Source organism: Kamptonema animale CS-326 (assembly GCF_028330895.1).
GTDB classification, from domain to species: Bacteria; Cyanobacteriota; Cyanobacteriia; order Cyanobacteriales; family Microcoleaceae; genus Kamptonema; species Kamptonema formosum.
Window position 1 is genome coordinate 1 of sequence record NZ_JAQMUA010000324.1, and the last position, 12,125, is coordinate 12,125.

The window sequence follows — 12,125 nt, forward strand, 5'->3', positions numbered from 1 at the left end:
GCGATCGCGATTTTTTCTAACTTATTCAGCAAGCCCTATTTAGGAACGATCTTATGCGGGAATCTGTAACTTATCAAGCAATCCTTGAAGAAGGATTGGAACGAGGAGTTCAACAAGGACTTCAACGAGGAGTTCAACAAGGACTCCAACAAGGAGTTCAACAAGGACTCCAACAAGGACTCCAACAAGGAATTCCACAAGGAAAGCAAGAGGAGGCCTTATCACTGATTATGCGCTTACTTACTAGACGCTTAGGCGCGATCGCACCTGACCTCCAAACTCAAATTCAATCATTATCCCTGACTGAATTGGAAGAACTAGCTGAGGCACTTTTAGACTTCTCTCAACTCACAGATTTAACTACTTGGTTAGAGCGACAAAACCAATAGACACAGACCAGTATAATTTGTAAGGTGGGAATCCCCACCTTACTTTTAGAGAAATTTTACAAACTCCCAATCTGTTGACTAAACCACATCGCCGCCACCCCATTTCCCCGATCCAAAAGTTTCAAAGTCTCGGAAAGTAAAGCAATTGGCAACCCCTCAAGCGCAACGGAAACTGCACATTCCTGATATATTTCATTCTCCTGCAATCTAAATGCTAAAACTCTCTCACCATTAATATCTACTACCCAATACTCAGGAATTTGTAAAGCAGCATACAATCGCTTTTTTTGATCTAAATCGCTTGCCAAAGTTGTATCAGCAGTTTCTACTACTAAATCGGGAACTCGCGATTTATTCAGATTAATTCTGCGGGGTTCCCCTTTTTGCCATTGCAGGAAATCTCCACCGATGTACAAAACTCGATCTGGCGCACCTCCTCCTACATTTGGCTTTTCTATTACACACCCCCCCAAATCATCGAAAGGTTGTCCTCCTTTGTGAGTAAACCAGACTAAAAATATTAGCGTTAATAGGTTGTTAAATCTGGCGTGCTGAGGCCCTTCATTACCCATATCTATCCAAAGATAACCTTCATAAAAAAATATTCTGGCTTCCTCCAAAGATGGATCTTCGTAAGCCGATATATAATCTTCCCACTTCGCCGCTTGCCATTGGGAAATTTCACCCTCTTGAGGCAAGATGAATTTTGCAGTTGTAATAGTCATAATGCAAAAGCAAATTAAAGCTAACTTTATATTAGCTTATAAAATTTCACAATTAGTCCGCGTAGGCGGACTTTGTTTGTATAGGCGCGATTTCAATCGCCAGAATATTTTTGCTGAATATTTTTACAAAAGTCTAATCACTAACCATTAACAACGATTTCTCCGCCACAACTTCAACCGGAATTGGCACTAAATTCACCGCACAAGCTTTTAATTCAGGCTGTCGAGAATCGGGACAACTCTCATGATGAGTTAATATATTGGCCTCCGCACCATCGGCCCACAAACTACCCCAGTGCATCGGTACAAACACCGTTCCAGGCGCGATCGCTTTCGTAATCTTAGCAGGAAACCGACAAACTCCTCGGCGCGATCGCACTTCCACCATCACCCCATTCTCAATCCCCAATTCCTCCGCATCCCTGGGATGAATCTCAATAAACGGATCGGGGTGCATTTGATTAATCTTCTCAGTTCTACCCGTCCGCGTCAATGTGTGCCAATGTCCGTAAAGCCGGCCAGTAGTCAACACCAAAGGATAATTCGGATCGGGTGGTTCCGCCAACCCCCGCGAATGACAAGCCGCAAATCTCGCCTTCCCATCAGGCGTATGAAAACGCCAATCTGTATAAAGTCTCTCCGACTCTCGATTTGAAACTTCCTCTCCGGCAATTTTTAATTTTTCATTTTTAATTTTTAATTCTTCAGAATGCGGCCACTGCATTGGCCCTTCCGCACGTAGGCGATCGTGACTCATGCCACTCATATCGCAAGGCTGCCCCCGCGTCAACTGCACGAACTCACTATGTACCTCAGCGGAAGTCTGGAAAGTAAACTTATCCCCAAAACCCAAGCGACGGCCCACCTCTGCAAAAATCTGCCAATCCTGCAAAGCTTCCCCCTGCGGCTGCTGGAAAGCAGGACACAAAGTTACTCGGCGTTCGGAATTAGTCATTACTCCCGTCTTCTCACTCCACTGCGTCGCCGGTAACAGTATGTGAGCATAAGCCGAGGTTTCTGTCGGATAATAAGCTTCTTGGTATACCGTAAAAGGCGATCGCTTCAAAGCCGCCTTAGTCCGCTCCAAATCTGGCATACTCACCGCCGGATTAGTGGCTGCAATCCATAGAAACTCAACTTCCCCCGTTTCCAAACCCGTCATCATATCCCAAGCCGTGCGGCCCGGAATCGGCGAAATACTCCCCGCCGGCAATCCCCAAAACTCCTCAACTTCGGCTCGATGTTGCTCACTTCTCACAAACCTATATCCGGGTAATATGTGAGAAAGTCCTCCGGCTTCCCGTCCCCCCATAGCGTTTGGTTGACCAGTAAGAGAAAAAGGGCCGCATCCAGGTTTACCAATTTGACCAGTCATCAAGTGCAAATTAATTAGCGATCGCACCTTCGCCGTCCCCTCAGAAGACTGATTCATCCCCATCGACCACAGCGATAAAATTCTCTTGGATTCTTGCCAATAGCGGGCCGCCGTCTTCAATTCATCCACAGAAATGCCGCATCTATCAGCTACAAATTGCGGTGGATAATATTTAATTACCTCCGTAAAAGCCGCAAAGTTAGTCGTACATTCATCAATAAAGGGAGCGTGAACATCACCCCATTGTAGTAATATATAAGCAATACCATTCAGTAAATCAATATCCGTTCCGGGTTTAATTGCTAAGTGCAGATCGGCCGCTTCAGCGGTAGGAGTCCGCCTCGGATCGACTACAATCATTTTAACATCGGCATTTTTCTTATGGTATTTTGCCAGTCTGTTAAAAATAATTGGGTGACATTCTGCGGTATTGCTACCAATAATAAAAGCACAGTCAGTTAACTCTAAATCATCATAGGAACAAGGGGGGCCATCAGCACCCAAACTCTGCACATAACCAGCAACCGCTGAAGACATACAGAGGCGAGAATTGGCATCAAAATTATTAGTTCCCAGACAACCTTTTATTAGTTTCTGAGCAACATAATAGTCCTCAGTTACAAATTGACCGGAACCGTACATACACAGAGCATCTGGGCCGCTAGTAGCGCGTACAGTTTGAATGCGGTTAACAATTGCATTTAAAGCCTCATCCCAGCTAGCGCGGCGGAAAGGTTCATCTAGGGAGTCGCGCATCATCGGGTAAAGGAGGCGATCGCGCTGAATCGATTCTGTGACTGTTGCTCCCTTGACGCAAACCATACCCATACTAGAGGGATGTTCGCGATCGCCTTTCACCTTCCAACTCTGACCTGGTTTTGTCGGCGACGACACCTCTAAACCACAGCCTACACCACAATAGGGACATAGAGTTTTAATACTTTCCATATTCTAATTTGGTAATTGGTAATTGGTAATTGGTAATTGGTAATTGGTAATTGGTAATTGGTAATCCGGTTAATCTCACATCTTGCACCATTATGAATAAAGGACTTAATCGCGGGGTGGGGGCGGGTTTTTTAGCCTTTGCAGTACCGTTAAAGCTGTTGGCGAACCCGCCCCTACAGCTATATTTATAAAAGTGGAACGCTCCCGGAGTTTCAACACCTGGCGGTTATTGCAATTGGTGCAAGATGTCAAGTTAATTAGACATAATTTTTGTAGGGGCGGGTTCGCCAATATCTGTAATATCAAGCGAGAAATCCCAAAAACCCGCCCCGGCTTTTAGCTCGTAATGACACAAACGAACAACTAACTACTAACACAACTAACCACTAACTATTCCCAAGGCTTAACATCTAGAGCGCCGCCATTGGCAGTGCTAAAAGTTACCCGAAATTCTGCTGTTTTTTCAGCAGTAGCCGATGCAGAACTGGCAGAATTTTGTATGGAGGCTAGAGGAGTTTCTTGTACGAAATTTTTAGCTGCTTGATTAGTAGCTTCATATCCCAAAATCGTGCCGTCTTGCTTGACTTTAACCTTGTAAACTAAATCTTCGGTAAAAGTCGGGGTTGTTTTCCAAGTCGAGTCAATTTGGGTGTAAAGCTTTTGCTTGAGAGCGTCTATCTCAGCCTTGTCTGTAATTCCCGCCGCAGAAGTAGCATCAGCAGTTGCGGGTGCAGAATTGGCGCTAGCAGTTGCACTTGCGGGTGCTGCATCGATCGCACTCACAGAACTAGGAGCGCTCGCGGGTGCTGTACTCGCAGGACTAGGAGCGCTCATAGATGCTGCACTCATCGCACTCGCCGGGCTCGAAGGAGCGCTCATAGGTGCTGCACTCATCGCACTCGGAGGGGGAGGACTAGCGATCGGGGCTGGACTTGCCGAGACAGCAGTTGTTTCCGTTTTCGCCGTCTCTTTTTGCAGATTAGCAACTGAACCGACACTCACCATAGTCAGTCCGATCGTTGTCGCCAACCATATAGCTCCAAAAGCCATAATTTTTCCAGATGATGATTCTGGAGATTTTGAGGAATGAGAGTTTAGTTCCGATGACATATTTGCCTCCTTTGTATCTTTGGAGGCATTAAATGGCATTGTGGCAAAGGGTTTTGTAGCAGATGCAGCAGATTTAACCTCAGCTTTTGTCGCAGGTGCGTTTTCGGGTTTTTCCTGGGTTGCCGAAGTTTCCACCTGCGGTACACTGCTTATGCTGCTTGGCGCTGTACTCGCCTCCTCTTCCCCCTCCGAATGAGCGAAACGACGAAACAGGAAATCTAGAGCGAAATTACGCAATTCATAGTAATGGGGATCTTCCATAATTCTCGCCCGATTGCGAGGACGAGAAAAAGGAATTTTCAAGTCTTCACCAATGTGAGCAGAGGGGCCATTGGTCATCATCACGACGCGATCGGCTAAGAATAAAGCCTCATCAATATCGTGAGTAATCATAATCACCGTTACCTTATGTTCGCGCCAAATTTTGAGCAATTCCTCCTGCAATTCTTCGCGGGTAATCGGGTCTAGTGCTCCAAAAGGTTCATCTAAAATCAACACTTGAGGGCTAGTAGCCAGAGCTCGCGCGATCGCCACTCTTTGTTTCATCCCGCCTGATAGTTGGCCTGGTCTTTTGTGGGCGGCTTCAGTCAGTCCAACTAACTCCAAATGTTCATTGACAATCTGCATCTGATCGGAATGAGATTTGTCCGCAAAAACCGTTCCTACTCCCAGATGGATATTTTCTGTAGCACTCAGCCAAGGTAACAAAGAATAGTTTTGAAACACCACCATTCTGTCTGGCCCCGGCTCCTCAATCCACTTACCTTTAAGCTTCAACTTCCCAGCCGTAGGTTGGTTGAATCCTGCCACCATATTCAGCAAAGTAGATTTGCCGCAGCCGGAGTGACCAATCAGACAAATAAATTCCCCTTCATTAATAGTGAGGTTAACACCATCAAGAACCGTATAGGGCCCTTTGGGAGTTTCATAAACTTTCGATACGTCTTCAATCGTCAGAAAAGGTTCTGACTTTAAAGATTCGACTTGGGTTTTCTTTGTGCTGTCTAGAGTTCGCATAGCGGAGGAATTAGGAATTAATAATTCGGAATTGACTGTGGATAATTGGGAAGGGAAAAGTTTTCCCTCTTCCTCATTTTTACTCATCTTTCTTTCCTCTGGAATCTCTCACCATGCCTGTACTTAGGTCGGTGATGGGGAGTTTATACTGGCAACCTAATAGAACACTGAGAACCGACAGGCTCGATTAAGATTTCTTCAATGCGAAGAGCGCGTTTGATTTTGACATTTTGCAAATACTCGATCGGGTCATCGGCATTAAATACAGTTCCGTCAAATAGTTCAATGTTGCGGCGATCGCGCCCCACGTCTGGCATCCCTAATTGTCGAACTGCTTCTCCAAACACATCGGGTAACAAAACTCGCTCTAGAATTTCTACCCAATTTTTAGGGAAAGGTACAATTCCCCAACGGGCCATCTGAGCCATTACCCACAGCATCTCAGTACGGTCGGGGAAATTAGTTTTATCAACGTAGAACTGGTTAAAATTCAACAGCATTTCTGGTTCATCTTCGGTGCCAGAATCATAGGCATCAATAAAGCCAGGGCGAATATGTTCTGCTGCCGAACCAACGTATTGCTCTTGGGAAAGTAATTCTACAATTTCCTCGCGGTTGCGTTTATCATCGCAATATTCGCAGGCTTCTAAAAGTGCTTTAACTAGAGCAATATGAGTTTGGGGATATTTATTTGCCCACTCTTCTGTTACTCCCAAAACTTTCTCAATATGTCCCGGCAAAATATCTAGAGAACGGGCCATGACAAAGCCGATATCTTCATTAACGGCGTGGGAGTTCCATGGTTCTCCAACGCAATAGCCATCAATATTTCCTGCTTTTAAATTGGCTAACATTTGCGGTGGTGGAATCACTGTCAAACCCACATCAAGATCCGGGTCGATACCACTAGAAGCCAGCCAGTAACGCAGTAGCAGGTTGTGCATGGAACTGGAATGCACAGTAGCGAAGGTGTGAACTTTGTCGGGAGTTTGTGCGATCGCTTCCTTGAAATCGGCTAGAGTTCTGATTCCTTGAGTATAGAAATGCTTACCGAAGGTAATCGCATCGCCGTTGCGAGATAGAGTTAAGGCCGTGCTTACGGGGATTGGTGGGTTATCGTCTAAACCCAGAGTCATCGCGATCGGCATTCCCGCAACCATTTGAGCCGCATCTAAACGACCTGCGGTGACTCCTTTGGCGATCGCTTTCCAGCTAGGTTCCCGCGAAAGAGTGACTTCTTCTAAACCGTGCGCTGCGAAGAAACCTTTCTCTTTTGCTACTACTAAAGGCGCGCAATCTGTGAGAGGAATGAACCCGATTTCCAGGTTGACTTTTTCTAAGCCATTCTTAGCAATAACTGCCGACTTGCTAACCTTACGCTGCTTCACTCGTTTCTGCTGGTTTAAGAAATAAACCATTTCATTTCGCAAAGCGTAGTAACTGGGATGATTTACTACTTCCATCCGGTGACGGGGACGGGGAATTGGTACTTCTAAAATCTGCCCGATTTGTGCTTCAGGGCCAGTAGTAAGCATAACGATCCGATCTGATAGCAATAACGCCTCGTCAACGTCATGCGTCACCATGATAGCAGTAACGCTGCTTTCTTCGCAAATTTTCATTAATTGTTCTTGCAAACCACCGCGAGTTAAGGCATCCAAAGCGCCGAAGGGCTCGTCTAGCAGTAGCAATTTAGGACGGATAGCGAGAGCTCGCGCGATCGCAACTCTCTGTTTCATCCCCCCGGAAATTTCCGCAGGTCGTTTATCAGCAGCGTGTCGCAATCCTACTAAATTAATATGGTGTTCGATGATGCTTTTACGTTCACCTTTAGGCTGATTTTTGTAAACTTCATCGACAGCCAAAGCAATATTTTCTCGCACTGTCAGCCAAGGTAGCAGAGAGTAATTTTGAAAGACTACCATTCTATCTGGCCCCGGTTCTCGAACTTCGCGGCCTTCTAAAATTACGCCTCCCTGACTCGGTTTATCTAAACCAGCGATGATATTCAGCAAGGTAGATTTGCCGCAGCCAGAGTGTCCGATTAAGGAGACAAATTCTCCTTGTTTAATCTTGATATCAATGTTTTTAAGTGCAATGTATTTTCCCCCGTTCGGCAGGTCAAATACGCGGTCAACGTGATCTACTTCAACGAATACTGACATAATTGGTAATTGGTAATTGGTAATTGGTAATTGGTAATTGGTAATTGGTAATTGGTAATTGGTAATGGCTAATTGGTAATGGCTAATTGGTGATTGGTAATTGCTGATTTGGTACTTAGGGGTTGTGAAATGAAATCTTTTTTAACTCAAAAAACTCACAACCCTTTCTTGTTCATTAGCCATTAGCCATTAGCTATTAGCAATTAGCTATTAGCCATTAGCCCGTCTTACTTCTGTTCTTCAGGTACAACTTTGGAAGCAATGAAACCAACCAATCTATCTAGCAATAAACCGACAATACCCACATAAATCACTGCTAGGATAACGTGGCTGAGACGCGAACTATTGTAAGAGTCCCAGATGAAGAAGCCGATACCCACGCCCCCGACTAGCATTTCAGCAGCAACAATTGCCAACCAAGATAGACCAATTCCAATCCTCAAGCCAGTGAAAATATAGGGCACCGCAGAGGGTAATAGAATTTTCCAGAAATACTTTTGGCGAGGTAAGCGCAACACTCTAGCAACGTTTCTGTAATCTTGAGGTATCTGCTGGACACCCACAGTTGTATTGATAATAATTGGCCAAATTGCAGTAACTAAAATCACAAACAATGCCGAAACTTCACTGGTTGTAATCCCCATGCCTTCAAAGGGATTAAATTGTTGAAATGCTCCCAAAGAAATAGGCAACCAAGCTAAAGGAGGAATCGTTCTCAACACCTGAAAAATCGGGTCTAAAGCGTCAAACATCAAAGAATTAGTGCCGATTAATATTCCCAGTGATATACCGAGAATTGCTGCTAAAGTAAAGCCGATTGCTACCCGCTGCAAGCTGGCTAAAAGTTGCCAGAATAAACCTTTGTCAGTACCGCCGTTATCAAAGAAAGGGTTAACGATGAGATTCCCACTTTCTGAGATCATTTTAAGTGGCCCTGGCAAAGTGGAATTGGGGTCATGGCAAAGGATTTGCCAAATTAGCAGAATAACTGCAAGGGCCACCAGCGGTCTAATTATTTTTCTGCGGTTATTCTGAACAAAAGAAATAATCGCATTTACTGGGTTATTGCCTTTTGAAATTCGCTCAATGTTTGTTGCCATACTTGGTTAGTTGTTAGTTGTTAGTTGTTGCTGATAGTTAACGGTTAACTGTTAACCGTTAACTGTTAACCGTTAACAATTATGCTTTCTTAATTGCCAGACCTTTCAAATATTCTTCAGGCTTTTCAGGGTCAAACTTAACACCATCGAAGAAGGTTTCTACACCGCGAGAAGTAGTAGAAGGAATCTCCGCTGCGGGAACTCCCAAGGCTTTCGCTGCTTCTTTCCAAATATCTTCGCGATTCACTTTATCAACTATCGCCTTGAGGTCTGTGCTAGCAGGAATATTACCCCAGCGAATGTTCTCAGTTAAGAACCAAGTATCGTGACTTTTGTAGGGATAGGAAGCATTATCCGCCCAGAATTTCATTAATAATGGACTGTTTGCTTCTACTCGCCCAGTACCATAGTCAATCTGGCCTTTAATGCGACCTACAATATCTTGATTAGCAACTTTTAACCATTTATCTTCGGAGATAATTTTGCTCATCTCTTCTTTATTTTCTGGCTTGTCGCACCACTGCTGAGCCTCTAAAACTGCCATTGTAATTGCCTTAGCAGCTTTCGGATTTTTGTCTACCCAATCAGCTCTTAAAGTCAGCGCTTTTTCGGGATGATCTTTCCACATTTCACCTGTTGTTAAAGCAGTGTAACCTACCTTCTGATTGACTAATTGTGCGTTCCAAGGTTCGCCTACACAAAATGCTTCCATGCTGCCGACTTTCATGTTAGCAACCATTTGCGGCGGCGGTACAGGAATTACTGAAACATCGGTATCTGGATTGATGCCACCAGCGGCTAGCCAGTAGCGCATCCAGAGGTCGTGAGTACCACCGGGAAAGGTAATTGCAAACTTGGATTCTTTAGTTACAGCAGATTTCAGCGCTTTGCTATCTATTCCTACTTTTAAATCGAGGTATTTTTTGGAAAGAGAAATTGCCTGACCATTAGTATTTAACCGCGCCATAATATACATCGGTACTGGCTGATTGCCTTTGGTGATTGTCCCTAAAGACATCATGTAAGGCATGGGCGATAAAATGTGTGCTCCATCAATACCACCGCCGCTAGAACCTAGTTCTAATTTATCGCGAGTTACGGGCCAAGATGCTTGTTTATCAATTTTCACATCTTTCATGCCGTACTTTTCAAACAGACCTTTTTCTTTAGCAATAATTAGCGGTGCAGAGTCAGTTAAGGCAATGAATCCTAATATAGCTGTTGTAACTTCGGGAGCATCTGCGGGGTTGATGTTAGCTGCCGGTATTGCTGAAGGAGAGGTACTTGCAGCGGGGCTAGATGCACTTGTAGAACTATTAGAACCAGAGGTACAGCCGTGAACGAGTAGAGTAGCTGCGGCAGTTGTTCCAGCGGTGACGATGAATTTGCGGCGGGAAAGTTTGCTCATTATTTTTGTTAGTTGTTGGTTGTTAGTTGGTGGTTGTTAGTTGTTAATGGTTAACTGTTAACTGTTAACTGTTAACTGTTAGCACGGCATTGGGCTGGGCGTTAAAATGCTCGATTAATAGTTGGCGCAAAACTGGTTTTAGGTCTTCGCAAGGAATCCCTTTTTGCACGCAACTACCCAGATGGGCATCTTTGCCAACTGTGCCTCCCATATAAAGGTCAACACCTTCTAATGTTTTGCCGTTTTTGCGGACTTTTGTACCGAGTAAACCAATGTCTGCTACTTGCGGTTGACCACAGGAATTAGGGCAACCTGTCCAGTGAATTCTCACTGGTTTGGGGAATGATAATTCCGCTTCTAATTCTTTAATCATTGCTAAGGCGCGATTTTTGGTTTCAATTAATGCAAAGTTGCAAAATTGTGAGCCGGTGCAAGAAACTAATGCTCTAGTTAAAGGGTCAGGATTAACCGAGAAACGTTGGAGTAATGGTTCTTGAAGGAATGTTTCTAATCGGGAGTCGGGTACGTTGGGAACGATCGCATTTTGCTCAACGGTAAGTCTGATTTCGCCGCTACCGTAAACATCGGCCATCCTGGCTAAGTCAAACATATCTGCGGCGTACAGTCGCCCGACGGGGATGTGAAGGCCGACGTAATTTAATCCGGCCTGTTTTTGTGCGTACACGCCGATGTGATCGCGCTTATCCCAGAGGATTTCATCTTTGGCTGCGGCTGTTTGCAGGGTGCGACCTAGTTGTTTTTCGACTTCGGCGCGGAATCCATCGACTCCTAATTCGTCGATTAGCCACATCAGGCGGGACTTTTGGCGGTTGGCTCTCAGTCCGCGATCGCGATATACAATTAATATGGCTGTGCAAAGATCGACGACATCGCTGGGTTCAACCCAAGCATTGAGGGGAATGGCCGCGTCGCAGCGTTTGGCGGAGAAAAAGCCGCCGACTAAGACGTTGAAGCCGAAAGTACCATCTTTAAAAGCGGGGATGAAAGCGATATCGTTGATTTCCGCGTGTACGGAGTTGTCGCGACAACCTGCGATCGCAATGTTAAACTTTCTCGGCAAGTTAGTAAAAGCTGGATTACCTTCGCCGCCGTTGGTGATCGTGTCTTGAACTTGGCGGCACAACTCCCGCGTATCATAGAGTTCGTCGCTGTCTAATCCCGCTACTGGGGAACCGGTGATGTTGCGAACGTTATCCATCCCTGACTGGATGCTAGTCATGCCAGCTTCTTTGAGGCGGCGGAAGATGTCAGGTACATCTTCGATGCGAATCCCTCGCAGTTGGATGTTTTGCCGGGTGGTGATGTCTGCGTTGCCATCATCGCCGTACCGCTGCACGATTTCACCTAAAACTCGCATTTGATTGCTAGTGATGATGCCGTTTGGCAACCGCAATCGCATCATAAATTTGCCAGGAGTTACTGGCCGAAAGAATATGCCTAACCATTTGAGGCGGTGTTCGCGATCGGTTTCATTCATTGCTTCCCAGCCGATCTCAGCGAAGTGAGCGAGTTCGGCTTTGAGCGCTAGACCATCTTTCTCAGCTTTTAATTTTTCAAATTTGTTAACACCTGCTTGCGGTTCTGCTATCTGTGTCACTGGTGTACCCTCGTTGGTTACTTGGTGGAGGAGCTATGGGTTTCGGGGATTAAAGGCTGGTTTTTGTGCTAACCTTAGTGGTTATACTTAACTAAAACCGTATATTTAATTACTCAATTCCAATTTCTTTGAAGTTGGCAAATCCTTAGTGTGCATGGGCTTGGTAAAGATTACAGAGAAATATTTAGTCAGTAAAGAGTATTAATTACTACCTTTGTCTCTCCGTGTTAACTCTTGTTAAGGAACACTGTAGGGCGTGGATCGAGAGTT

The 12,125-nt window shown here is 45.1% G+C and carries 7 protein-coding genes and 1 pseudogene; 1 reads left to right on the plus strand and 7 read right to left on the minus strand.

The annotated features are described in order from the left end of the window. Window positions 1-53 precede the first annotated feature (53 nt). On the plus strand, window positions 54-389 hold the full coding sequence (locus PN499_RS18820; RefSeq protein WP_272033631.1) for a DUF4351 domain-containing protein: 336 nt from the start codon (window positions 54-56) through the stop codon (window positions 387-389). Between the two features lie 56 nt (window positions 390-445). Here PN499_RS18820 and PN499_RS18825 read toward each other — a convergent pair whose 3' ends face one another. The 7 genes and pseudogenes from PN499_RS18825 to PN499_RS18855 all read right to left on the minus strand — a co-directional run bounded on the left by PN499_RS18825 (window position 446) and on the right by PN499_RS18855 (window position 11,855). Beyond that, window positions 446-1,114, minus strand: a complete 669-nt coding sequence (locus tag PN499_RS18825) for a Uma2 family endonuclease (protein ID WP_272033632.1) — start codon at window positions 1,112-1,114, stop codon at window positions 446-448. A gap of 133 nt (window positions 1,115-1,247) precedes the next feature. Further along, entirely contained in the window at window positions 1,248-3,437 is a 2,190-nt protein-coding gene (locus PN499_RS18830; protein WP_272033633.1) for a molybdopterin oxidoreductase family protein, read from the minus strand. A gap of 1,296 nt (window positions 3,438-4,733) precedes the next feature. Continuing rightward, a pseudogene (locus tag PN499_RS29685) lies at window positions 4,734-5,564 on the minus strand (nitrate ABC transporter ATP-binding protein); the annotation flags it as partial. Window positions 5,565-5,707: 143 nt separating this feature from the next. After that, a complete protein-coding gene (locus tag PN499_RS18840; RefSeq protein WP_272033635.1) occupies window positions 5,708-7,729 on the minus strand; it encodes an ABC transporter ATP-binding/substrate-binding protein in 2,022 nt (673 codons plus the stop codon). 227 nt (window positions 7,730-7,956) lie between these two features. Then, the gene (ntrB, locus tag PN499_RS18845; RefSeq protein WP_272033636.1) at window positions 7,957-8,829 is read right to left on the minus strand and encodes a nitrate ABC transporter permease; all 873 of its coding nucleotides are present in this window, start codon (window positions 8,827-8,829) and stop codon (window positions 7,957-7,959) included. Between the two features lie 79 nt (window positions 8,830-8,908). Continuing rightward, window positions 8,909-10,237 carry a CmpA/NrtA family ABC transporter substrate-binding protein gene (locus PN499_RS18850; RefSeq protein ID WP_272033637.1) on the minus strand — a complete coding sequence of 443 codons (1,329 nt, stop codon included), beginning with the start codon at window positions 10,235-10,237 and terminating at the stop codon, window positions 8,909-8,911. A 64-nt stretch (window positions 10,238-10,301) separates the two neighbouring features. Continuing rightward, window positions 10,302-11,855: a ferredoxin--nitrite reductase gene (locus PN499_RS18855; protein WP_272033638.1), complete on the minus strand. Its 1,554-nt coding sequence runs from the start codon at window positions 11,853-11,855 to the stop codon at window positions 10,302-10,304. Between the last annotated feature and the right edge of the window lie 270 nt (window positions 11,856-12,125).

Bases quoted from the DNA above. Each gene is read 5' to 3' on its own strand.
- PN499_RS18825 (WP_272033632.1), bottom strand. From the start codon at position 1,114: ATGACTATTACAACTGCAAAATTCATCTTGCCTCAAGAGGGTGAAATT.
- PN499_RS18820 (WP_272033631.1), top strand. From the start codon at position 54: ATGCGGGAATCTGTAACTTATCAAGCAATCCTTGAAGAAGGATTGGAA.
- PN499_RS18830 (WP_272033633.1), bottom strand. From the start codon at position 3,437: ATGGAAAGTATTAAAACTCTATGTCCCTATTGTGGTGTAGGCTGTGGT.
- PN499_RS18840 (WP_272033635.1), bottom strand. From the start codon at position 7,729: ATGTCAGTATTCGTTGAAGTAGATCACGTTGACCGCGTATTTGACCTG.
- PN499_RS18850 (WP_272033637.1), bottom strand. From the start codon at position 10,237: ATGAGCAAACTTTCCCGCCGCAAATTCATCGTCACCGCTGGAACAACT.
- ntrB (WP_272033636.1), bottom strand. From the start codon at position 8,829: ATGGCAACAAACATTGAGCGAATTTCAAAAGGCAATAACCCAGTAAAT.